Genomic DNA, 23,309 nt, shown 5'->3' on the forward strand with positions numbered 1-23,309 from the left:
AACTGGGCTCCGGTATGGGGTGGTGGACCGGTAATGGGCCACCGCGGTAGGCCATTGAACCCTAAAGGGGGGGGCCCCGAGCCTCGAAGGCTCGGCCCACGCCCGTCGGCGGTACAGGGAACGTCAGGGCAGCTGCGTCGCCCGCGCCTCGCGCCTGTTGTCGCGGAAGTTGTTCACCCGGCGCGCCGTGGCGAACAGCGGGATCACCGCGCCCATCACCAGCTGCAGCGCGCAGCCGGTCTGGAGGAGGAGCTGGCCGCTGGGCGCGTCGAAGGCCCAGGAGACCAGGAGCCCCATCGAGAGGACGATCCAGGCGAGCATCGCGACCGCGAGGCGGCCGCGCGGCTTCGGGTACTCCACCCGGCTCACCATCAGCCAGGCCGTGCCCAGGATGGCGAGGAGCGTCGCCACGAAGGGCAGCTCCAGGAGAACGATCGAGACGACCGTCAGCGCACCGAACGGCGACGGCATGCCCTGGAACATGCCGTTCGGCGGTGTCACGCACGAGAACCGGGCGAGTCTCAGCACCACGGCCAGCAGGACCACCACCGCTCCGACCGCGGCCACCTTCTGGTACGCGTCGTCGGCCACCATGCCGTAGACGAGCACGAAGTACGCCGGCGCGAGGCCGAAGCTGATCAGGTCGGAGAGGTTGTCCAGCTCCGCGCCCATGGGGGAGGAGCGCAGCTTGCGCGCCACCAGGCCGTCGAACAGGTCGAAGACCGCCGCGCAGAGCATGAGGATGACCGCGGTGGCGGCGCTGTGGCGCGCCATGCCGGCCGACTGGTCGTCCCCGGTGAGGTGCGGGATCAGGATGCCGGTGGTGGTGAAGTACACCGCCATGAAACCGCACGTGGCGTTGCCGAGCGTGAGGGTGTCCGCTATCGAGAGGCGGAGAGAGAGCGGCATCTCCTCCTCGTCGTCGCCGATCTCGTCGGCCTCGGGCACCCAGCCCGCCTGGGTCTCAGGATCAATCACGGTCAATGCGAGTCACCCCAGCCACGGTCTTCTGGCCGACCTCGACCGCGACGTCCACGCCCTCCGGCAGGTAGATGTCGACACGCGAGCCGAAGCGGATCAGACCGATGCGGTCGCCCTGCTCGACCTTCGTGCCCTGCGGGATGTAGGGGACGATACGGCGGGCCACCGCGCCGGCGATCTGGATCATCTCGATGTCGCCGAGTTCGGTGTCGAAATGCCAGACTACGCGCTCGTTGTTCTCGCTCTCCTTGTTGAAGGCGGGAACGAAGCCACCGGGGATGTGCTCCACCGACGTCACCTCGCCCGCGAGGGGCGCGCGGTTGACGTGGACGTTGAGCGGGCTCATGAAGATCGCGACCCGGGTGCGTCCGTCCTTCCACGGCATGATGCTCTGCACCACACCGTCGGCGGGGGAGATGACACGGCCCTGGGCGATCTCACGCTCGGGGTCGCGGAAGAACCACAGCATGCCCGCCGCGAGCGCGGTGGCGGGCACGGCGACGGCCTTGGCGGCGCCGGAGCGACGGGCGCGGAGCAGGCTGACGGCTGCGGTGGCGACGGTCGGGAGAAGCCACGGCGATGCTCCGCGCGCGAGGCGTACGCCGGCCAGGCTGTCTCGATGTGCAGAGGTTTGGCTGTGGGGCATGGATGACCTTCGTAGCGGATGATGCCGCGCAGGATACGGGGACGGCGGCTTTCCGGGATCGTACCGGTCGGGGGCCACAACTGGGCAAGCCAGGAAGACGAGTCGGCGGCCGAAGACCGTTGACGGGGTGTGATCTTCTTCTCGAAGAAAACACCCCGTACCGGGACAATCAGCCCTGGAATCGATACTCTTCGAGCAGCCTTCGCCCGATGATCATTTTCTGGATCTCGGCGGTACCTTCGCCGATCAGCAACATGGGCGCCTCACGGTAGAGACGTTCGATCTCGTACTCCTTGGAGAAGCCGTAGCCGCCGTGGATCCGGAAGGCGTCCTCCACGACCTCCTTGCAGTACTCCGAGGCGAGGTACTTCGCCATCCCGGCCTCAAGGTCGTTTCGTTCCCCGGAGTCCTTTTTGCGCGCAGCGTTGACCATCATGGCATGCGCGGCCTCGACCTTGGTGGCCATCTCCGCCAGCTTGAACTGGATGGCCTGGTGCTGGGCGATCGCCTTGCCGAAAGTGTGACGCTGCTGGGCGTAACGGACGCCGAGCTCGAACGCGCGCTGGGCGACACCGCAGCCACGCGCCGCCACGTTGACGCGGCCGACCTCGACTCCGTCCATCATTTGGTAAAAACCTCGGCCGGTGACCCCGCCGAGCACCCGGTCGGCCGGAATCCGCAGGCCGTCCATGATCAGCTCGGTGGTGTCGACGCCCTTGTAGCCCATCTTGTCGATCTTGCCCGGGATGGTGAGGCCGGGGCGGACCTCGCCGAACCCGGGCTCCTTCTCCACCAGGAAGGTCGTCATCGACTTGTGGGGGGCCGTGCCCTCGGGGTGGCCTTCGTCACTCCGCACGAGGACGGCCACCAGGGACGACGTGCCGCCGTTCGTCAGCCACATCTTCTGGCCGTTCAGGACGTACTCGTCGCCGTCCTTCACCGCCTTCGAGGTGATCGCCGACACGTCCGAGCCGAGGCCCGGCTCCGACATCGAGAACGCGCCCCGGACGTCGCCGGCCGCCATCCGCGGCAGGAAGTGCTCCTTCTGCTCCTGCGTGCCGTGCTGCTTGAGCATGTACGCCACGATGAAGTGCGTGTTGATGATCCCGGAGACGGACATCCAGCCCCGGGCGATCTCCTCGACGCACAGCGCGTACGTCAGCAGGGACTCGCCCAGGCCGCCGTACTCCTCGGGGATCATCAGACCGAAGAGGCCGAGTTCCTTGAGGCCGTCGACGATCTGCTGCGGGTACTCGTCGCGGTGCTCCAGCTCGGTGGCGACCGGGATGATCTCCTTGTCCACGAAGTCGCGGACGGTGGAGAGGATCTCCTGCTGGACGTCGGTCAGACCGGCGGTCTGGGCGAGGCGGGCCATGACTAGCGCTCCTGAAGTTCCGGGCGGCCCGGCTGCTCGCCGCCGCGCTCCTTGATGTACGTCTCGGTCGGCACCATCACCTTGCGGCGGAAGATGCACACCAGCGTGCCGTCCTGCTTGTAGCCCTTGGTCTCCACGTAGACGATCCCGCGGTCGTCCTTGGACTTGGAGGGCCACTTGTCGAGCACGGTCGTCTGGCCGTAGATCGTGTCGCCGTGGAAGGTCGGCGCCACGTGCTTGAGCGACTCGATCTCCAGGTTGGCGATCGCCTTGCCCGAGATGTCCGGGACGGACATGCCGAGCAGCAGCGAGTAGATGTAGTTCCCGACCACCACGTTCCTGCCGAAGTCCGTCGTCTTCTCGGCGTAGTTCGTGTCCATGTGGAGCGGGTGGTGGTTCATGGTGAGCAGACAGAACAGGTGGTCGTCGTACTCCGTGACCGTCTTTCCCGGCCAGTGCTTGTACGTCGCCCCGACCTCGAACTCCTCGTACGTGCGTCCGAACTGCATCGCGCTCACGCCTCCGGGATCTCGAACTTGGACGTGCGCTGCATGCCGGCGGCCCGGCCCTTGCCGGAGATGACCAGGGCCATCTTGCGGCTGGCCTCGTCGATCATCTCGTCGCCGAGCATCGCGGAGCCCTTCTTGCCGCCCGCCTCGGACGTGTAGTAGTCGTACGCGTCCAGGATCAGCTCGGCGTGGTCGTAGTCCTCCTGCGACGGCGAGAAGATCTCGTTGGACGCCTCGACCTGGCCCGGGTGCAGCACCCACTTGCCGTCGAAGCCGAGGGCGGCGGCGCGCTGGGCGACCGCGCGGTAGCCCTCCACGTTGCGGATCTGGAGGTAGGGGCCGTCGATCGCCTGGAGGTTGTTGGCGCGGGCGGCCATCAGGATCTTCATCAGGATGTAGTGGTAGGCGTCCGCCGGGTAGCCGGGCGGCTGCTCGCCCACGACCAGCGACTTCATGTTGATGGACGCCATGAAGTCGGCCGGGCCGAAGATGATCGTCTCGACGCGCGGGGAGGCCTGCGCGATCTTGTTGACGTTGTTGAGGCCCTGCGCGTTCTCGATCTGCGCCTCGATGCCGATCTTGCCGACCTCGAAGCCCATGGTCTTCTCGATCTGGGTGAGGAGGAGGTCGAGCGCGACCACCTGCTGGGCCGTCTGGACCTTCGGCAGCATGATGCAGTCGAGGTTCTGCCCGGCGCCCTCGACCACGGTCACGACGTCACGGTACGTCCACTCGGTCGTCCAGTCGTTGACGCGGACCACGCGCGTCTTGCCGGTCCAGTCGCCCTCGTTGAGGAACTTGACGATGGTGTGCCGCGCCCCGGGCTTGGCGAGCGGCGCGCACGCGTCCTCCAGGTCCAGGAAGACCTGGTCCGCCGGGAGACCCTGCGCCTTCTCCAGGAAGCGGGGGTTCGAGCCGGGCACGGCCAGGCAGGAGCGCCGCGGGCGGAGCCGGTTGACGGGCGTGGTCATGCGGGGACCTCCAGGGGGTCGAGCTTGTTCGCTTTCCGGATCTCGTCGACGATGCGGCCGATGATTCCGGTGATGTCGAAGTCCTTCGGGGTGAAGACCGCGGCCACTCCGGCTTCCCTGAGCTGCTGGGCGTCACCATTCGGGATGATGCCACCGGCGATCACCGGTATATCTGTGGCACCGGCCACACGGAGTCGTTCCAGGACGTCCGGGACCAGCTGGGCGTGCGACCCGGAGAGGATCGACAGGCCGACCGCGTGCACGTCCTCGGCGAGGGCCGCGTCCACGATCTGCTCGGGCGTCAGCCGGATGCCCTGGTAGACCACCTCGAAGCCGGCGTCCCGGGCTCGCACCGCGATCTGCTCGGCGCCGTTGGAGTGCCCGTCAAGACCGGGCTTGCCGACGAGAAACCTCAGCTTCCCGGAGCCCAGGTCCCGCGCGGTGGCGTCCACCCTGGCCCGCACCTCGGCCAGCGCCGAACCCGGCTCGACGGGGACCGCGATGGGGGCCGAGGAGACCCCGGTGGGGGCCCGGAACTCGCCGAACACCTCGCGCAGGGCCCCCGCCCACTCGCCGGTCGTGACGCCCGCGCGGGCGCACTCCAGGGTGGCCTCCATGAGGTTGTCGGTGCCCTTGGCGGCCTCCTTCAGCCGCTCCAGTGCCTTGCAGGGCCGCGGGTGGTTGAACGGCGGCTGGTAGCGCGTGTCGCGCCAGTGCCCGATCGCCGCCACGACCCTCGCCTCGACCGCCGGGTCGACCGTCTGGATCGCGGTGTCCAGGTCGGCGGTGAGCGGGTTCGGCTCGGTCGTCTCGAAGATGTTGACGCCGACGATCTTCTCCTGGCCCGACTCGATCCGGGCCCGCCGCTCCGCGTGCGAGGAGACCAGCTGCGACTTCAGGTAGCCCGACTCGACGGCGGCCATCGCACCGCCCATCTCCTGGATCCGGTCCATCTCCGCGAGGGAGTCCTCGACCAGCTGGGCGACCTTCTTCTCGATGACGTGCGAGCCCTCGAAGATGTCCTCGTACTCCAGCAGGTCGCTCTCGTGGGCGAGCACCTGCTGGATGCGCAGCGACCACTGCTGGTCCCAGGGCGTCGGCAGGCCGAGCGCCTCGTTCCAGGCCGGCAGCTGCACGGCACGCGCGCGTGCGTCCTTCGACAGCGTCACGGCGAGCATCTCCAGCACGATCCGCTGGACGTTGTTCTCCGGCTGCGCCTCGGTCAGCCCCAGGGAGTTGACCTGGACGCCGTACCGGAACCGGCGCTGCTTGGGGTTCTCGATGCCGTACCGCTCACGGGTGACCTTGTCCCAGATGCGGCCGAACGCCCGCATCTTGCACATCTCCTCGACGAACCGGACGCCCGCGTTCACGAAGAAGGAGATGCGGGCGACGACGTCGCCCATGCGCTCCTGCGGCACCTGGCCGCTGTCGCGCACCGCGTCGAGGACGGCGATCGCGGTGGACATCGCGTACGCGATCTCCTGGACCGGCGTGGCGCCCGCCTCCTGCAGGTGGTAGCTGCAGATGTTGATCGGGTTCCACTTCGGGATGTGGGAGACCGTGTACGCGATCATGTCCGTCGTCAGCCGGAGGCTCGGCCCCGGCGGGAAGACGTGCGTCCCCCGGGACAGGTACTCCTTGACGATGTCGTTCTGGGTCGTGCCCTGGAGCTGGGTGATGTCCGCGCCCTGCTCCTCCGCGACGACCTGGTAGAGCGCCAGCAGCCACATGGCGGTGGCGTTGATCGTCATCGAGGTGTTCATCTGCTCCAGGGGGATGTCCTGGAACAGCCGGCGCATGTCACCGAGGTGCGAGACGGGCACGCCCACCCGGCCGACCTCGCCGCGGGCGAGGATGTGGTCGGGGTCGTAGCCGGTCTGCGTCGGCAGGTCGAACGCCACCGACAGGCCGGTCTGGCCCTTGGCGAGGTTGCGCCGGTACAGCTCGTTGGACGCCTCGGCCGTGGAGTGCCCGGCGTACGTGCGCATGAGCCACGGCCGGTCCTTCTCCCGCGTGCCTTCGGCATTCTGACGCTCAGTCATCTATGACCTCGGGTGTCTCAGATGTTGCGGAAGCGGTTGATGGCGTCGAGGTGCTTGGCCCGCATCTCCCCGTCGCGCACGCCGAGGCCCTCCTCGGGCGCGAGGCAGAGCACGCCGACCTTGCCCTGGTGGAGGTTGCGGTGCACGTCGTAGGCGGCCTGGCCGGTCTCCTCCAGGGAGTAGGTCCGCGACAGCGTCGGGTGGATCTTGCCCTTCGCGATCAGCCGGTTGGCCTCCCAGGCCTCGCGGTAGTTGGCGAAGTGCGAGCCGATGATCCGCTTCAGCGACATCCACAGGTAGCGGTTGTCGTACTCGTGCATGTAGCCCGAGGTGGAGGCGCAGGTGGTGATGGTGCCGCCCTTGCGGGTGACGAAGACCGAGGCGCCGAAGGTCTCGCGGCCGGGGTGCTCGAAGACGATGTCGATGTCCTCGCCGCCGGTGAACTCGCGGATGCGCTTGCCGAACCGCTTCCACTCGCGGGGGTCCTGCTCCCGCTCGTTCTTCCAGAACCTGTAGTCCTCGGCGTTGCGGTCGATGATCGCCTCGGCGCCCATGGACCGGCAGATGTCCGCCTTCTGCGGCGAGGACACGACACAGACGGGGTTGGCGCCGCCCGCGAGCGCGAACTGCGTGGCGTACGAGCCGAGTCCGCCGCTCGCGCCCCAGATCAGCACGTTGTCGCCCTGCTTCATGCCGGCGCCGTTGCGGGAGACCAGCTGCCGGTAGGCGGTCGAGTTGACCAGGCCCGGGGCGGCGGCCTCCTCCCAGCTGAGGTGGTTCGGCTTCGGCATCAGCTGGTTGGACTTGACCAGTGCGATCTCGGCGAGGCCGCCGAAGTTGGTCTCGAAGCCCCAGATCCGCTGCTCGGGGTCGAGCATCGTGTCGTTGTGGCCGTCGCTGGACTCCAGCTCGACGCTGAGGCAGTGCGCGACGACCTCGTCACCGGGCTTCCAGGCGTTGACGCCGGGGCCGGTGCGCAGGACGACGCCCGCGAGGTCGGAGCCGATGATGTGGTACGGCAGGTCGTGCCGCTTGGTCAGCTCGCTGAGGCGGCCGTAGCGTTCCAGGAAGCCGAAGGTGGACAGCGGCTCGAAGATCGAGGTCCACACCGAGTTGTAGTTGACACTCGATGCCATGACGGCGACCAGGGCCTCGCCCGGACCCAGCTCGGGCAGCGGGACCTCGTCGAGGTGGATCGACTTGCGCGGGTCCTTGTCGCGGGTCTCCAGGCCCGCGAACATGTCCGTCTCGTCCTTGTGCACGGTGATCGCGCGGTACGACTCGGGAAGCGGCAGGGCGGCGAAGTCGGCCGGCGTCGATTCCGGCGACTGGATCGCGTCCAGAATGGCCTGAGTGGTCACGGTGTTGCCTCCGGCGATGCGCGCCCCCGAGGGAAGGGGCGCTGAGGGTTACGTCGGTGCTGCTGAGGGTTTCGGGAAGGTGCCGTCGGTTCGGCGGGATGGTGCTTCGGCAGCGCTTTGTGGCGCGGGAGGTTGCCTGTGACGCAGGCGTCCGGCGGGCGAACTGGTGGGTTCGCCGGGACAGGCCGGACACCTTGAAGGTATGACACCGCGTGTCAGGTGGCAAGGCACTGAGTGCCAGGAATCGCTCTCAGATGAAATCTTTACGTAACAAATGAGCGATGATCGATCAAAGTTACCGGCAAGTAGATGCTAAAGGGCATCAGTCGGGCATGCCAGACGGACCGTATTGAGTCCAGCGGGTACTTTTCAGCCGGGGCCGCGACTGCTTACTCAGCCTGTCCGGCGTGTGAGGACGAGCGGCGGAGCCGCGGTCCGGTGACCGCGGCCCGCCACTGCCGTCGTTCTACGACCGCTCCTTCAGCGCCTGCTCGATCGTCCGCATGACCTCGTCCAACGGCGCGTCCGTGCGGGCGACCGTCACCAGTACCTCCCCCTGCGACGACACCGAGGCCGCCGCGGCCGGGCGAGGCGCAGCCTCCCGGCCCGCCCCGATCCCGTTCCCGAACGTCTTGCGCACGATCGCGAAGGCATGGTCCAGCTGCAGCTCGACGTCCCCCTGCCCGCCGGCCCGCAGCCAGCGCCGCAGCACGTGGTTGTGGGCGGTGACCACCGCGGACGCCGCGACCTCGGCCAGCAGCGGGTCGTCGTTCGCGTCGTCCGCGTGGGCGTGCTCGTCGAAGTGGCCGAGGAGGTAGCGGGTGAAGAGCCGCTCGTAACGGGCCACCGACGCGATCTCCGCCTCGCGGAGGGTGGGCACCTCGCGGGTGAGCTTGTAGCGGGCGACCGAGATGTCCGGCCGGGCCGCGTACATCTTCATGACTTCCTTGATGCCGCGGCACACCGTGTCGAGCGGGTGCTCGTGGGCCGGGGCCGCGTTCAGCACGGCCTCGGCACGGATCAGGGTGTCGTCGTGGTCCGGGAAGATCGCCTCTTCCTTGGAGCGGAAGTGGCGGAAGAAGGTGCGGCGGGCGACCCCGGCCGCGGCCGCGATCTCGTCGACGGTGGTCGCCTCGTACCCCTTGGTCGCGAAGAGCTCCATCGCGGCGGCCGCCAGCTCCCGGCGCATCTTGAGCCGCTGGGCCGCCGCGCGGCTGCCCGCGGCGCTCTCCGGCGCGTCGGGCGTGGCGGCGGTACGTGAGGACTTCGCGGGCTGGGACATGACCCGAACGTACTGCATGTGCGCAGCTTGATGCGCAGGTCCGGGGTTTCCCCCGCCCGTGAAGGGCGGGGGAACGTCCGCCGGGTCGAGCAGTCCGCCCCAGTCCTTCTCGTCCCGGAACCAGTCGCCGACGCCGTCAGCGGCGGGCATATTCGCGGAAGCCACGGCCGGTCTTGCGGCCGAGGCAGCCCGCGGCCACCAGGTGCTCCAGGAGCGGCGCGGGCGCGAGGCCCGGGTCGCGGAACTCCCGGTGCAGCACCTTCTCGATGGCCAGCGAGACATCGAGGCCGACCACGTCGAGGAGCTCGAACGGGCCCATCGGGTAGCCGCCGCCGAGCTTCATCGCCGCGTCGATGTCGTCGAGGGAGGCGTAGTGCTCCTCGACCATCTTGATCGCGTTGTTCAGGTACGGGAACAGCAGCGCGTTCACGATGAATCCGGCCCGGTCGCCGCAGTCGACGGCGTGCTTGCGGATCTTCGTGCAGACCTCGCGGACCGTGGCGTGCACGTCCTCCGCCGTCAGCACGGTACGGACGACCTCGACCAGCTTCATGGCCGGCGCCGGGTTGAAGAAGTGCATGCCGATCACGTCCTGCGGACGCGAGGTGGCGCGGGCGCAGGCGACGACCGGCAGCGAGGAGGTGGTGGTGGCGAGGACCGCGCCCGGCTTGCAGACCTTGTCGAAGGTCGCGAACAGCTGCCGCTTGACCTCCAGGTCCTCCGCGACCGCCTCGACGGCCAGGTCGACCTCGGCGAAGGCGTCGTACGAACCCGCCGGGATGATCAGGTCCAGGGTCTGCGCGGCCGCCTCGGCGGTCATCCGGCCCTTGCCGACGGAGCGGTCCAGGGACTTGCCGATGCGGGCCTTCGCGGCCTGCGCCTTCTCCTCGGTGCGGGCGGCGAGGACGACCTCGTACCCGGCCTTGGCGAAGACCTCGGCGATCCCGGAGGCCATGGTGCCGGAGCCGGCGACGCCGACCGAGCGGACCGTACGGCCCGGGGTGGGCGCGGCGCCGTCCAGCGGGGTGAGGGCGTCGCGGACGACGGTGGCGCTGCCCGGGGCCTCGTAGGTGTAGAAGCCACGCCCGGACTTGCGGCCGGTCAGGCCCGCCTCGCTGAGCTGCTTGAGGATGGGCGCCGGGGCGTGCAGGCGGTCGCGGGACTCGGCGTACATGGCCTCCAGGACCGTACGCGCGGTGTCGATGCCGATCAGGTCGAGCAGGGCCAGGGGGCCCATCGGCAGGCCGCAGCCCAGCCGCATGGCCGCGTCGATGTCCTCGCGGGAGGCGTACTTCGCCTCGTACATCGCGGCGGCCTGGTTGAGGTAGCCGAACAGCAGGCCGTCCGCGACGAACCCGGGGCGGTCGCCGACCGCGACCGGCTCCTTGCCCAGCTCGATCGCCAGGTCGGTGACGGCGGCGACGGCGCCCGGCGCGGTGAGCACCGAGGAGACCACCTCGACCAGCTTCATCGCCGGGGCCGGGTTGAAGAAGTGCAGGCCGAGGACGCGCTCGGGGCGGGCCGAGTCGGCGGCGAGCCGGGTCACGGAGAGCGCGTTGGTGCCGGTGGCGAGGATGGTCCCGGGGCGGACGATGCCGTCCAGCTCCCGCAGGACCTGGTGCTTGATGTCGTACGACTCCGGGACCACCTCGATGACGAGGTCGGCGTCGGCCGCGGCCGTCAGGTCGGTGCCGGTGCGGACCCGGCCGAGGGCGTCGGCGCGCTCCTGTTCGGTCAGCCTGCCGCGGGCCACGGCGCGGGCCGTGGAGGTCTCCAGCGCGGCGACGGACCGGGCGGCCTGGGCCTCGCTGACGTCGATGCCGATCACCTCGCGGCCGGCCTTCGCGAGGACCTCGGTGATACCGGTGCCCATGGTGCCGAGGCCGACGACGGCGATCGTCTTGAGCGGGGACAGGGAAGGGTCGGACTGGGGAGTGGCCATCGCGGGACTCCAGGAATGAGGGTGACGACTGGAAACGCGCCCGGGTGCGCCGAGGGGCGCACCGGGTGCGGAGAGAGCTGTGTGAATGCGGGTGTCGCCGGGCTGCGAGCGCACACGCCCGGTGCTGCTGCCGCGGGCGCGCACACGCCCGGGAGCGGCGGATTCCGACCGGCCCTGTCCCGGAGCCGAGTCGTACTGCGGTACCGAAATACCGAACCGACCTGATACTCACGCGGCTGCGTCACCAAACCGGCGTGAGCGTTACTGCGAGTGGGTGACTCGCTCGATTGAGCTTAACCGGCGGGTAACGAGCGCGCCAGCCCCCGGACTTTGTGATGTACGTCCCCCTGTCCCCGCGACCCCTCTACGCTGGGCTTCGTGGACGAAGAGTTGCGATCACTCACGGAGCGTTTGCGGCAGGAGTCGCAGGGGACGGCCGCCTTCGACCGGCTCCTGGCCACCGAGGACCACGACGAACTGGCGGAGGTGCTCACCGCGGCCGGACAGCCCCTGTGGGCCAGGGAACTGGCGGCGCTCCGGCTCGGGACGGCCGGGGACCGGCGGGCCTTCGAGACCCTGGTCCTCCTGCTCAACCACCGCGACCCGCCCCGCTGCGCCTCCGCCGCCTACGCCCTCGCCCGCCTCCAGGACCCGCGCACCGCCCGCGCGGCCGCCGCCCTCGCCACCAACGAACTCCGCGTCGCCTACGCCCTGCAGCCCGTCCGTCTCCTGGTCGAACTCCGCGCGCCGGAGTCGGTCCCCGCCCTGATCACCACCCTGGAACGCCGGCTGCGCCCGCACGACCCCTACCGCAGGGTCGCCCTCGCCTGCGTGGACGGTCTCGGCACCCTGGGCGACTCCCGCGCCCGCCGCGTCCTGACCGAGGCCCTGGCCCACCCCACCCTCGCCGAGGCGGCCGTCCAGGCCCTCGCCCGCATCCCTAGGCAGAGGTGACGCCCGGCTCCCTGACGTACCGCACCTCGGGCACCGGCACCCCGCCGACCTCGTACGGCTCCTCGGCGCCGTCGGCCGCGAAGCCCGCGATCTCGTAGAACCGCCGGGCGCGCGCGTTCTCCTTCAGTACCCACAGGTACACGCGAGGGTGCCCGGCGCACTGCTTGAGCACCGTCGTGAGCAGCGCCCGCCCGGCGCCGGTGCCGAGGTGCGCCGCGTCCACGTAGATGGCGTACAACTCGGCGTCACCGGTGCGCACTTCGCCGTCCCGGTACGGCCCGTGCGCCGCCCACCCCACGAGGGTGCCGCCCCGCTCGGCGACCAGCTCGGTCACCCCGTCCCCGCCGTCCAGGAACCGGGCCCGGCGCCGCTCGGCGTCCCGCTCGACACTGAGCCCGTCCAGGAACGGCTGCGGCATGAGGCCCCGGTAGGCGTACTGCCAGCCCCGGACGCGTATCTCCGAGACCCGGTCGCAGTCGGCGAGCGCCATCGGGCGGACACGGAGGGACGGGGCGTGGGCGGCGGGGCCGTGGGGCGAGTCGTCGTTCATGCCGGCACCCTAGGGAATCACGGCATCCGGCGGGGCGGACGGCGCCGCCCGCCCGGGACCCGGGGCGACGCCGTCGGGGGCGGGGATGCGGGTCGGATCGCTCATGCGTCCATGGTGGACCACGGGTCCGACAACGCCCCCGACGGGCCGTCAGGACCGGCTCAGCCGCGGAAGCCCAGCAGGCCGTGCAGGGTGGAGCCGCGGGACGACGTCGAGGCCGCCTTGGTGGTGAGGGGCTTCGGGTCGGGGGTCTTCCCGCACACCGCGTCGGCGGTGCCGGTGCCGTGCGGGACCCTGCCGTCGGCCAGGTACGCGGAAAGGTAGCCGTCCAGGCAGGTGTTGCCGCTGAGCGTGATGCCGTGGTTGCCGCCGCCCTGCTCCACGACCAGGCTGGAGCCGGCCAGCAGCCGGTGGACCGTGACACCGCCCTGGTAGGGGGTGGCCGCGTCGTCCGTCGCCTGGAAGAGGAGGACCGGCGGGAGCTTGGCGCCCGCGATGTCCGGCGGCTTCAGGGTCTTCGTCGGCCAGTACGCGCAGGACGCGTTGTACCAGGCGTTGTTCCAGACCATGAACGGCGCCTTCTCGTACGCCGCCCAGTTGTCCTTGCGCCACTGGTTCCAGTCCCGCGGCCAGGAGGAGTCCCGGCACTGGACGGCCGCGTAGACGCTGTAGCCGTTGTCGCCGGACCCGTCGACGGCGGCGAAGTTCTGGTACGCCTCGACCAGGGCCGCCGTCTTCCTGCCGTTGGCGTACGCGGAGAACGCCTCGGCCAGGTAGGGCCAGTAGCCGTTGTAGTAGCCGCCCGGGATGAAGGTGTCCTCCAGTTCGGACGCGCCCACCTTGCCGCCCGCCGGCTTCTTCGCCAGCGCGGCCCGCATGGCGTACCACTTGGCCTCGACCTTGTCCGGGTCGGTGCCGAGCTTGTACGTCGAGTCGTACTTCGCGATCCACGCCATCAGGGCGCGCTGGCGGTCGTTGAACGCGTAGTCCTGGCTCAGGTTGTCCTCGTACCAGACGCCGGTGGGGTCGACGACCGAGTCCAGGACCAGGCGGCGGACCCGGTCCGGGTGGAGCTTCGCGTAGACCGCGCCCAGGTAGGTGCCGTACGAGTAGCCGAAGTAGCTGATCTGCCGGACGCCGAGGGCCCGGCGGATCGAGTCGAGGTCCTGTGCGGCACTGACCGTGTCGAGGTACGGCAGCAGCTTCGCGTACTTCTTGCCGCAGGCCGCCGCGAACGACCGCACCCGCTGGAGGTTCGCCTGTTCGAGGGCGGGGGTGGCCGGGACCGAGTCGGGGCGCACCGGTTCGAAGTAGCCGGGCGCGCAGTCGATCGCCGGGGTGCTCCTGCCGACGCCGCGCGGGTCGAAGCCGATGACGTCGTACTGGGCCGCCACCTTCTTGGGCAGCGTGGACGCCACGAAGCCCGCGAGGGTCAGCCCGCTGCCGCCGGGGCCGCCGGGGTTGACCAGCAGCGGCCCCTGGGAGGCCGACGCGGTGTGCGGGACGCGGGAGAGGGCGAGCGTGATCTGCCGCCCGCGCGGGTTCCGGTGGTCGAGGGGCACCTTGACCGCGCCGCACTGGAGCGTCGGGTAGTCGGTGGTGCCGCACTTCTTCCAGGTCACCGGGGACACCTGGACGGGGGCTCGGGTGGCGGCGGTCGCGGGCAGGGCGGTGAACGAACCGGCCACGACGGCGGCGACGGCGCACAGCACGGCTGCGCGTGTTCGCATGGGTCCTCCCAGGACGGAGGGTCGCGGACCGCACGTGCCACGGTCCTCGCCGCATCGTCCCGGAAACAGCGCCCGGAAGAACGCATTCTGACGATGAATGACCCAATTGGTCCGAGGGTTGCGCCCGAACGCCCCCGGGCCCGCGGGCCGGTCAGAGCAGGGTGAGCTGGGTCGGCTCCGGCAGTGCGGGCTCCTCCTCCGCCGCCGGCGGAGGTATCCGGCGGGCGGTGCCCGCGCGGTTCGGCCCGATGCCGTACTCCTCGGCCAGCTCGTGCACCTGGCCGGTGATCCGGCGCTGGTACCACTTGGGCGCGTAGGCGCCCTCGGCGTACAGCCGCTCGTAGCGCCGCACCAGATGCGGGTGGTGGGCCGCGAGCCAGCTCATGAACCACTCGCGGGCACCGGGCCGCAGATGCAGCACCAGGGGCGTCACCGAGGTGGCCCCGGCCGCCGCGATCGCCCGCACGGTGGCCCGGAGCTGGGCCGGGTGGTCGCCGAGGAAGGGGATCACCGGCGCCATCAGGACCCCGCAGCCGATACCCGCGTCGGCGAGGGCGCGGACGACGTCCAGACGGCGCTCGGGGGCCGGGGTGCCCGGCTCCACGGTCCGCCACAGCTCGGGGTCGACGAAGCCGACCGACACCGAGATGCCGACCTCCGTGACGTCCGCCGCCCGGCGCAGCAGGTCCAGGTCGCGCAGGATCAGGGTGCCCTTGGTCAGGATCGAGAACGGGTTGGCGTGCTCGGTGAGGGCCGAGATGATGCCCGGCATCAGGCGGTAGCGGCCCTCGGCGCGCTGGTAGCAGTCGACGTTGGTGCCCATCGCGATGTGGTCGCCGAGCCAGCGGCGCGAGCCCAGCTGGCGGCGGAGCAGCTCCGGCGCGTTGACCTTGACCACGATCTGGGTGTCGAAGCCGATCCCGGTGTCCAGGTCCAGGTAGCTGTGGGTCTTGCGGGCGAAGCAGTACACGCACGCGTGCGTGCAGCCCCGGTACGGGTTCACCGTCCATTCGAACGGCATCCGCGAGGCGCCCGGCACCCGGTTGATGATCGAGCGGCCCCGCACCTCGTGGAACGTGATGCCGCGGAACTCGGGCGTGTCGAAGGTCCGGGTCGTGACCGCGTCCGCGCCGAACAGTGCGGTGCCGGCCCGGCTGTGATCGGTCTCGTCGGTGAGGTTCTCCCAGCGCATGACGCCTCCTCGGTAGCGCTGGCCCCAGAATAGAACATCTGTTCCCATGATCGTGCGAACGATCTGTGGAGACCGCGCGGACGCTGTTTCCGGTCGCCTTTCCGACCGCTTGCGGCACCCCGATTTGGGCGGCCGGGCGCCGGGGTGGTTGGCTTGGCGCAACCCCGAGAACTCAGGTGCTGGAGGAAAGCGATGGCGCAGGTCGAGGCCACTACGGAGCGGGTCGTCGCCGCGGACGCGGAGACGGTGTTCGACGCGATCGCCGACTACAGCGGCACGCGCGCGAAGCTGCTCCCCGAGCACTTCAGCGAGTACGAGGTGCGCGAGGGCGGCGACGGCGAGGGCACCCTGGTCCACTGGAAGCTGCAGGCGACCAGCAAGCGGGTCCGGGACTGCCTCCTGGAGGTCAGCGAGCCCACCGACGGCGAGCTGGTCGAGAAGGACCGCAACTCCTCCATGGTCACCACCTGGCGCGTCACCCCGGCCGGCGAGGGGAAGTCCAGGGTCGTCGTGCACACCACCTGGCAGGGCGCCGGCGGCATCGGAGGCTTCTTCGAGAAGACCTTCGCGCCCAAGGGCCTCGGCCGGATCTACGACGTGGTGCTCGACAAGCTCGCCACCGAGGTCGAGAAGTAGTACCGGTTCAGGCGCAGGTTCGTCCGGAGGTGAGCAACCGCCGGACGAACAGGGGGCGTTGGCTCCCTCACCGGTTCGGGTGGATCTCCGGATCGGCCGGTCTCGTGCCGTAACTCGTCGCGCTTGCTCGCAGTTGTCGCCCTACGGGAAATAAGGCGGCAATTGTGCGCAGGCGCGACGAGGGGAGCGGTACGTGGGCGGAACGACGCTGGTGCAGTACGAGGAACCGGTCGCGGCGCCCGAGGACACCTCCGCGCCGGAACCCGCCCCGGTCTCCGGACTCGGGCCGCGCCGCACCCGGCTGGTCTTCTGCGGGCTGATGCTCGCCCTGCTCCTTGCCGCGCTGGACCAGATGATCGTCGCCACCGCGCTGCCGAAGATCGTCGGCGAGCTGCACGGCCTCGACAAGATGTCCTGGGCGATCACCGCCTACCTGCTCACCTCCACCGTCGGCCTCCCCGTCTACGGCAAGCTCGGCGACCTCGTCGGCCGCAAGGGCGTCTTCCAGTTCGCGATCCTCGTCTTCGCCGTCGGCTCCGCCCTGGCCGGACGGGCGCAGAGCATGGACCAGCTGATCGCCTTCCGGGCCGTCCAGGGCGTCGGCGCGGGCGGGTTGATGATCGGCGTGCAGGCGATCATCGCCGACATCGTGCCGCCCCGGCAGCGCGGCCGCTTCATGGGCCTGATCGGCGCCGCCTTCGGGCTCGCCTCCGTCGCCGGGCCGCTGCTCGGCGGCTACTTCACCGACCACCTCTCCTGGCGCTGGTGCTTCTACGTCAACGTGCCCTTCGGGCTGGTCACGCTCGCCGTCGTCACCGCCGTGCTCAAGCTGCCCAAGCCCCAGCTCCGGGGCCGGTTCGACGTGTTGGGCACCCTGCTGCTCGGCGCCGCCTCTACCTGCCTGGTGCTGCTGACCAGTTGGGGCGGGACGGAGTACGACTGGGGCTCGCGCGTCATCCTCGGACTGGGCGCGGGCGCGCTGGTCGCCGGGGTGCTGTTCGCCGTCGCCGAGCACCACGCGGCCGAACCCCTCATCCCGCTGCGGCTGTTCCGGGACTCCGTCTTCAACGTCACCGGCCTGGTCGGACTGGTCGTCGGGATCGCCCTGTTCGGCGCCGCCAGCTACCTGCCGACCTTCCTGCAGATGGTCGACGGCGCCTCGGCGACCGAGTCCGGACTGCTGATGCTGCCCATGATGGGCGGGATCGTCGGCGCCTCGATCGTCGCGGGGCAGCTCATCAGCCACACCGGGCACTACCGGATCTACCCCGTGCTCGGCGGCGGCCTGTCCGTCGTGGGGATGTGGCTGCTGTCCCGCCTCGAAGTCGGCACCCCGCGCTCGCAGTACAGCCTCTGGATGGCCGTCCTCGGCGCCGGGATCGGCATGGTGATGCCGGTGCTCGTCCTCGCCGTGCAGAACTCCGTACGGCCTGCCGACCTCGGCACCGCCACCAGCGCCAACAACTACTTCCGGCAGATCGGCGGCAGCGTCGGCGCCGCCGTCTTCGGCACCCTCTTCGCCGACCGGCTCACCGACGCCCTGCACGAACGTCTCCCCGCCCGGGCCGGCGCCCGCCTGCCCGACCCCGAGTCCCTCACCCCGCAGCTCGTCCACGCGCTGCCCCCGGCGCTGCGCGACGCCTACATCCGCGCCTATGCCGACGCGATGCCCAGGATCTTCCTCTACCTGGTCCCGGTGCTCGTCCTCGGACTGCTCGTCGCCTGCTTCCTCAAGGAGAAACCGCTGGTGTCCCACCCCACTGCCGAAACGGAACCGACCTCCGCCAACGCCCCGATCCCGACGGCCCGGTCGCCCCACACCGGCGCCGGCATCCCCGTCTGCGGCACGGTGCAGCACCCCGACGGGACCGTGGTGCCGCGCGCCGCGCTCACCCTCATCGACGCCGTCGGCCGGCAGATCGGCCGGGGCGCCAGCGCCGAGGACGGCCGGTACGCCCTGGCCACGCCCGGCACCGGCTCGTACGTCCTGATCGCCGCCGCCGGCGGCCACCAGCCGCAGGCCGTCACCGTGACGGTCGGCGAGCGGCCCGTCGAGCTGGACGTCGTCCTCGGCGGCGCCGGGCGGCTCGCCGGCAGCGTGCACACCGCCGACGGCACCCCGGTACGGGACGCCACCGTCACCCTCACCAACGTGCACGGCGAGGTCGTCGCCAGTGTCCGCAGCGGCCGCGAGGGCGGCTACGTGATCACGGAGCTGGTGGCCGGCGAGTACACCCTCGCCGCCAGCGCCCCCGCCTTCCGCCCGGCCGCCCTCCCGGTCACCGTCCAGGCCTCCCGGGAGACCCGGCAGAACGTCGAACTCGCGGGCGGCGCCGTGCTGAAGGGCACGGTCCGGGCCGGGGGAGGCCGGCCGGTGGAGGACGCGCGGGTGACGCTGCTCGACGCCGCCGGGAACGTCGTCGACACCCTCACCACCGGCGCCGACGGAACGTTCCGGTTCGTGGACCTGTCCTCCGGCGAGTACACCGTCATCGCCGCCGGCTACCCGCCGGTCGCCACCGTCCTCCAGGTCGCCGGCGGCGGCCGCACCGAACGCGATCTCCAACTCGGCCACGAGGACTGAACGAAGGCCGAACGGGAACCGAACGAGGACCGGACAGGGGCGCGGACCTGCGCGCCGGTGCGATCCGGTGAAACCAATTCCAGCATTGGCACACATCGCAACCGGCGGCCACCGTACCGTAGTGGCGGGCGGCACAGATCTTTTGCGGAGCCGTGGGGAGAGAGGGCCTGGGCCATGGACCATGGCAGCGAGCGGGACACGCATCCCGGCCTCGGTGCTGGGGACGGCGCGTCGGGCCGCATCCCCCTGGCCGTGGTCGTCGTGGACCGTGACGGCGACGTCTCGCACTGGAGCACCGGCGCCCGGCGGCTCTTCGGGGCCGCCAAGGAGGAGGCCGTCGGCCGCTCCGTCCTCGACCTGCTGCCCGTCTCCGGCGCGCTTCCCGAGGACGACGAGATCACCCCGTACGGCGCCTACGCGGCGTACGACGGCCTCGGCCCCGACCTGGAGTCCTCCCTCGACGGACGGCTCAACTTCCCGGCCGCGGGCCGCGCCCGGCTCACCGTCCCCGACCGCGACCGCGCCGATGTGCTCTGGTGGGCGTACCCGCTGGTCGGGCCGGGGGACGAGCGGCTGCTCGTGCTCGCCGCCGACGCCGAGCGGCTGCGCCGGTCCGAGCAGGACGAGGGCATCGCCTTCGAGCGGATAGCGCCCGGCTTCGCCCTGCACACCGACTTCCCCGGGGCGGAGGAGCTCGCGCGCCGGCTGCCCGAGATCCTGCCCAGCATGAGCGTCGACGAAAGCGCCCGGATCGTCGCCCAGGTCCTCGAACTCGGCTACCCCGTCCTGGAGTTCAGCCAGAACGACCGGGTGCCCGTCACCCCCGACTGGGGCGTGGCCCGGCGCACCGAGCGGATGGCCCGCCGCGAGCGCGCGGCGCAGGTCGCCGCCCAGGGGCTGCCGGTGCCCGCTGAACTCGCCGACGACGAGGGCGAGGACCTGGAGTACGCGGCGGTCCGCGAACGCCTCGAATTCCTCACCGAGGTCAGCGGGAAGATCGGCACCTCGCTCGACCTGTCCCGCACCATCGTCGAGGTCAGCAGAGCCGTCGTCCCCCGCTTCACCGACGTCGCCGGCACCTACCTGCGCGAACAGGTCGTCGCCGGCGAGGGGTTCCCGGACGGTGTGCCCGACACCACCACCATGTGGCACCGGGTCGCCCTGGAGCACACCGACGAACCCGGCCGCTGGGACGACGTCGTCCCGGTCGGCGAGGCCATGCCGTTCCCGGCGCACACCCCGTTCTTCCAGTGCATGACCAGCGGTGAACCGGTCCTGGTGCCGCGGATCAGCGTGGAGATGGGCCACGCCATCGCCTCCCAGTTCGAGAAGCGGGACATCCGCCCGCTGATCACCGGCCGCTCGATGCTGGTCGTACCGCTGAAGGCGCGCAACGTCGTGCTCGGCTTCATGATCCTGCTGCGCCACCCCGAGCGCGAGATGTTCAACGACATGGACCGGGTCACCGGCGCCGAACTCGCCGCCCGTGCCGGGCTCGTGCTCGACAACGCGCGCATGTACACGTACCAGGAGAGCGTCGCCGAGACCCTCCAGGACAGCATGCTGCCGCACATCCCGCCGCGCATGGCGGGCTGCGACATCGCCACCCGGTACCTCCCCGGCACCCTGCTCGGCCGGGTCGGCGGCGACTGGTTCGACTCCGTGAAGCTCCCCGGCGCCCGCACCGCCCTGGTGGTCGGCGACGTGATGGGCCACGGCCTCAACTCGGCCGCGATGATGGGCCAGTTGCGGACCGCCGTGCAGACCATGGCGGCCATGGACCTGCCGCCCGCCCAACTCCTGCGCAACCTCGACGACCTGGCCCAGCGCCTCGGCGACGGCTACCTCGCCACCTGCCTCTACGCCGTCTACGACCCCATCGGGGGCGAACTGCACCTCGCCAACGCGGGCCACATCCCTCCCGTACTGGTCCGCGCGGTCGACGGACGCAGCGAACTGCTCGACCTGCCCACCGGGGCGCCCATAGGCGTCGGCGGGGTCGCCTTCGAGTCGCTGCGGGTGCGTGTCGAACCCGGCGACCGGCTGGTCATGTGCACCGACGGACTGGTCGAGATGCGCGGCGAGGACATCGGCGTCGGCCTCGCCACCCTCTGCGAGTCCGCCGCCCACCCGGCCGCCTCCATGGACGACGCCTGCGACACCATCATCCGCGCCCTCAACACCCGCGGCGGCCGCAAGGACGACGTCGCCCTGCTGATGGCCCGCCTCAACGGCATCGAGCCCGAGGACGTCGCCGAGTGGCGGCTCGCCCTCGACCCGGCCGAGGTCCGCCGGGCCCGTGCCGTCGTCCGCGAGCAGCTCCACGACTGGGGCCTGGCCCGGCTCGCCGACCCGGCCGAACTGATGGTCAGCGAACTCGTCACCAACGCCCTGCGGCACTCCCACAGCCGCCCGGTCCAGCTCCGGCTGATCCGCGGCGAGACCCTGCTGTGCGAGGTCGATGACGACGACCACACCCTGCCGACCCTGCTCAGCGCACGCCCCGACGCCGACGCCGGACGCGGGCTGCGGGTGGTCAGCACGCTGGCCCGGGAGTGGGGCACCAGTCGTACCGCCGCCGGGAAGACCGTCTGGTTCGAACTCACCTCACGGCGCCGCTGACCCAGGGGGCGCACGTTCGCCGAACGTGTGGTGAAGGAACGCGCCGGGCGCTTGTGGCCGAAACGTGCGCAGGGTAAACCTTACTGACCCGTCAGTGACGGCGGTCATCTGTGGTTTTACCCTGGGGAGTTGACCATGAGCGTGACGAGTCGGTACCGGCATGCCTGGGAGGGTTTCTGGAAGGAAGCCCCCGACGAGCCCGGTGCGGTGTTCTGGGACGCCGAACCGGACGTGACCGCCGCGGTCCACGTCGCCCTCTTCGAACCCCACCTGACCGACCCGGGGCTGCCCCTGGTCGACCTCGGCTGCGGCAACGGCACCCAGACCCGCTACCTCGCGCAGCGCTTCCCGCGCGTCCTGGGCGCCGACATATCCGAGGCCGCCCTGGACCACGCCCGGCACGCCGACCCCGCGGCACAGGCCCGTTACCGGCTCCTCGACGCGGCCGCGAAGAGCGAGGCCGAGGCCCTGCACGCGGAACTCGGCGACGCCAACGTCTACATGCGGGGCGTCCTGCACCAGTGCGAGCCGGAGGACCGGCAGCCGCTGGCCGACTCCATCGCCACCCTCGTCGGCAGCCGCGGCCGGGTCTTCCTCGTCGAGCTCTCCGAGGCCGCCCGCCCCGTCCTCGGCGGCCTCGCCCAGAGCCCGTCCGGCCCGCCGCCCAAGCTCGCCCCGGTCTTCCGCCACGGGATCGCCCCCGGCGAGGTCGCCGACGACGCGGTCCCCGAGTACCTGCGCAACGCGGGCCTCACCGTCCTCGCGGGCGGCGAACTGCCACTGACGACGACGGAGTTCACCCCGGACGGCGAGCGGATCGTGCTGCCGTCGAATTGGCTGGTGGCGGGGTGCATGAACTGACCACCACGCACAGCGCGAGTCCGCCCCTCGGCGTGGCCGAGGGGCGGACCCCAGTGCCGGGCCGGTCGGGTGCGCTCGCCGCCACCGCGGTACTCCGCCTCCTGGGCAGGGCGTTGGCCGAGGTGTGGACGGCCGTGCCGGCCGGTCAGGTGCTGTCGAGGCCGCGGCGCTGGGCCGCCCGGCTCGTGCCCAGCAGCGCGGCCGCGAATGCGCCCGCGGAGGGCACGCCGACGCCCGTGGCGATGAGCCTGCCGCCGCCGGTGGTGGTTGCGGTGCCCAACACGGCGGTTGCGGTGTCCGCGCCGGTAGAGGTGCCACCGGCCGTGGTGACCGAGCCCGAGCCGCTTCCGCCGCCGACCAGGTTTGTCCCTCGCCGGTGCTGACCTGCCACCGCACGGTCGGCTCCGGTGTGTCCTCGGCCGCCGCGGCGAACGTGACCTCCTCGCCCGGGGCGCGCACGATCTCCGGGGACATCCTCAGCTCGAACCTCAGCACCTTGCGTGCGGCACCGTCCGTGACGAGGACCGTGCCTCCGCCCGGGGCGAGCGCGACGCCCGCGTAGGCGTCGGCGCGGCTGCCCGGCAGGGCGACCGGCTCGTCCGCGCGCCAGAAGTCCCCGCTGTCGTAGACCTCCAGGGCCGCGCCCTGGGCCACCAGTTCTGGCTGCTGCAGCCCGAGCACTGGACCGAACGGGACCATCCCGGCTTCGACTTCCTGCCGGCCCGGCCGCCAGGCGGGCCGCCGGCCGGCGGATTCGTGCGTACGTACCGTTGGCCAGGAATCGGTCCTTCGCCTGGACCATCGCCAGTGGACTCCCACTCGCCGTCCCTGTCGTGTGACTGCCTCGCTCATGAAGACGGAGCCCGCTGCGTGCTCGGAGAACCCGAGCACGCAGTGCCGGCAGCGTCGCCCGGGACGCTCAGCCGCTGGAGTACCCGCTGACGTACAGAAGCCGGAAGCCCTGGCCGACAAGGTCGTTGAAGGTCTGCTGGTACTGGCTCGACGTCAGGTCGTGGCGGGCCTGGAAGGCCGGTCCTGGGCGTTGTTCGAAGATGGCGGTGAACCGAT

The 23,309-nt window shown here is 70.8% G+C and carries 19 protein-coding genes; 5 read left to right on the forward strand and 14 right to left on the reverse strand.

Going from position 1 to position 23,309, the window contains the following annotated elements; all coding sequences use genetic code 11:
* Nucleotides 1–123 precede the first annotated feature (123 nt).
* The 9 genes from pssA to ACFZB3_RS02745 form a co-directional block, all read right to left on the reverse strand.
* Nucleotides 124–948 (reverse strand): CDP-diacylglycerol--serine O-phosphatidyltransferase, encoded by an 825-nt coding sequence (gene pssA, locus ACFZB3_RS02705; RefSeq protein ID WP_391369718.1) that lies wholly within the window; start codon nucleotides 946–948, stop codon nucleotides 124–126.
* 22 nt (nucleotides 949–970) lie between these two features.
* Nucleotides 971–1,627, reverse strand: coding sequence for a phosphatidylserine decarboxylase (locus tag ACFZB3_RS02710; RefSeq protein ID WP_089104115.1), 657 nt, complete (start codon nucleotides 1,625–1,627; stop codon nucleotides 971–973).
* Nucleotides 1,628–1,796: 169 nt separating this feature from the next.
* Nucleotides 1,797–3,002 carry an acyl-CoA dehydrogenase family protein gene (locus ACFZB3_RS02715; protein WP_352362637.1) on the reverse strand — a complete coding sequence of 402 codons (1,206 nt, stop codon included), beginning with the start codon at nucleotides 3,000–3,002 and terminating at the stop codon, nucleotides 1,797–1,799.
* Nucleotides 3,003–3,004: 2 nt separating this feature from the next.
* Nucleotides 3,005–3,511, reverse strand: a complete 507-nt coding sequence (locus tag ACFZB3_RS02720) for a MaoC/PaaZ C-terminal domain-containing protein (RefSeq protein WP_391369721.1) — start codon at nucleotides 3,509–3,511, stop codon at nucleotides 3,005–3,007.
* 5 nt (nucleotides 3,512–3,516) lie between these two features.
* Nucleotides 3,517–4,482: an aldolase/citrate lyase family protein gene (locus tag ACFZB3_RS02725; RefSeq protein WP_391368522.1), complete on the reverse strand. Its 966-nt coding sequence runs from the start codon at nucleotides 4,480–4,482 to the stop codon at nucleotides 3,517–3,519.
* Nucleotides 4,479–6,527 (reverse strand): methylmalonyl-CoA mutase family protein, encoded by a 2,049-nt coding sequence (locus ACFZB3_RS02730; RefSeq protein WP_391368525.1) that lies wholly within the window; start codon nucleotides 6,525–6,527, stop codon nucleotides 4,479–4,481. Before ACFZB3_RS02730 ends, ACFZB3_RS02725 begins: the two co-directional genes overlap by 4 nt.
* A 17-nt stretch (nucleotides 6,528–6,544) precedes the next feature.
* A complete protein-coding gene (ccrA, locus tag ACFZB3_RS02735; RefSeq protein ID WP_391368527.1) occupies nucleotides 6,545–7,888 on the reverse strand; it encodes a crotonyl-CoA carboxylase/reductase in 1,344 nt (447 codons plus the stop codon).
* Between the two features lie 466 nt (nucleotides 7,889–8,354).
* Nucleotides 8,355–9,170 (reverse strand): TetR family transcriptional regulator, encoded by an 816-nt coding sequence (locus tag ACFZB3_RS02740; protein ID WP_391368530.1) that lies wholly within the window; start codon nucleotides 9,168–9,170, stop codon nucleotides 8,355–8,357.
* A 136-nt stretch (nucleotides 9,171–9,306) separates the two neighbouring features.
* Entirely contained in the window at nucleotides 9,307–11,112 is a 1,806-nt protein-coding gene (locus ACFZB3_RS02745; protein ID WP_391368532.1) for a 3-hydroxybutyryl-CoA dehydrogenase, read from the reverse strand.
* A gap of 378 nt (nucleotides 11,113–11,490) precedes the next feature.
* On the opposite strand from ACFZB3_RS02745, the gene ACFZB3_RS02750 reads away from it, so the two are divergent.
* Nucleotides 11,491–12,066 carry an adenylosuccinate lyase gene (locus tag ACFZB3_RS02750; protein ID WP_391368535.1) on the forward strand — a complete coding sequence of 192 codons (576 nt, stop codon included), beginning with the start codon at nucleotides 11,491–11,493 and terminating at the stop codon, nucleotides 12,064–12,066.
* Here the strand turns inward: ACFZB3_RS02750 and ACFZB3_RS02755 are convergent.
* The 3 genes from ACFZB3_RS02755 to ACFZB3_RS02765 all read right to left on the reverse strand — a co-directional run bounded on the left by ACFZB3_RS02755 (nucleotide 12,053) and on the right by ACFZB3_RS02765 (nucleotide 15,538).
* On the reverse strand, nucleotides 12,053–12,616 hold the full coding sequence (locus tag ACFZB3_RS02755) for a GNAT family N-acetyltransferase (protein WP_391368537.1): 564 nt from the start codon (nucleotides 12,614–12,616) through the stop codon (nucleotides 12,053–12,055). The genes ACFZB3_RS02750 and ACFZB3_RS02755 overlap by 14 nt on opposite strands.
* 161 nt (nucleotides 12,617–12,777) lie before the next feature.
* Nucleotides 12,778–14,346: an alpha/beta fold hydrolase gene (locus tag ACFZB3_RS02760; protein WP_391368540.1), complete on the reverse strand. Its 1,569-nt coding sequence runs from the start codon at nucleotides 14,344–14,346 to the stop codon at nucleotides 12,778–12,780.
* A gap of 151 nt (nucleotides 14,347–14,497) precedes the next feature.
* Nucleotides 14,498–15,538: an Rv2578c family radical SAM protein gene (locus ACFZB3_RS02765; protein ID WP_391368543.1), complete on the reverse strand. Its 1,041-nt coding sequence runs from the start codon at nucleotides 15,536–15,538 to the stop codon at nucleotides 14,498–14,500.
* A gap of 192 nt (nucleotides 15,539–15,730) precedes the next feature.
* Here ACFZB3_RS02765 and ACFZB3_RS02770 point away from each other — a divergent pair, with 192 nt between their 5' ends.
* The 4 genes from ACFZB3_RS02770 (at nucleotide 15,731) to ACFZB3_RS02785 (ending at nucleotide 22,241) form a co-directional block, all read left to right on the forward strand.
* Nucleotides 15,731–16,174, forward strand: a complete 444-nt coding sequence (locus ACFZB3_RS02770; protein ID WP_391368546.1) for an SRPBCC family protein — start codon at nucleotides 15,731–15,733, stop codon at nucleotides 16,172–16,174.
* Between the two features lie 193 nt (nucleotides 16,175–16,367).
* The gene (locus ACFZB3_RS02775; RefSeq protein ID WP_391368549.1) at nucleotides 16,368–18,758 is read left to right on the forward strand and encodes a DHA2 family efflux MFS transporter permease subunit; all 2,391 of its coding nucleotides are present in this window, start codon (nucleotides 16,368–16,370) and stop codon (nucleotides 18,756–18,758) included.
* 174 nt (nucleotides 18,759–18,932) lie between these two features.
* On the forward strand, nucleotides 18,933–21,380 hold the full coding sequence (locus tag ACFZB3_RS02780; RefSeq protein ID WP_391368551.1) for a SpoIIE family protein phosphatase: 2,448 nt from the start codon (nucleotides 18,933–18,935) through the stop codon (nucleotides 21,378–21,380).
* 135 nt (nucleotides 21,381–21,515) lie between these two features.
* The gene (locus ACFZB3_RS02785) at nucleotides 21,516–22,241 is read left to right on the forward strand and encodes a methyltransferase domain-containing protein (RefSeq protein ID WP_391368554.1); all 726 of its coding nucleotides are present in this window, start codon (nucleotides 21,516–21,518) and stop codon (nucleotides 22,239–22,241) included.
* Nucleotides 22,242–22,386: 145 nt separating this feature from the next.
* Here ACFZB3_RS02785 and ACFZB3_RS02790 read toward each other — a convergent pair whose 3' ends face one another.
* Complete coding sequence (locus ACFZB3_RS02790; RefSeq protein WP_391368556.1) at nucleotides 22,387–22,524, reverse strand: hypothetical protein; 138 nt, start codon at nucleotides 22,522–22,524, stop codon at nucleotides 22,387–22,389.
* Between the two features lie 636 nt (nucleotides 22,525–23,160).
* Entirely contained in the window at nucleotides 23,161–23,295 is a 135-nt protein-coding gene (locus ACFZB3_RS02795) for a hypothetical protein (RefSeq protein ID WP_391369723.1), read from the reverse strand.
* Between the last annotated feature and the right edge of the window lie 14 nt (nucleotides 23,296–23,309).

The organism is Streptomyces sp. NPDC008092, from assembly GCF_042957285.1.
Taxonomy (GTDB): Bacteria; Actinomycetota; Actinomycetes; order Streptomycetales; family Streptomycetaceae; genus Streptomyces.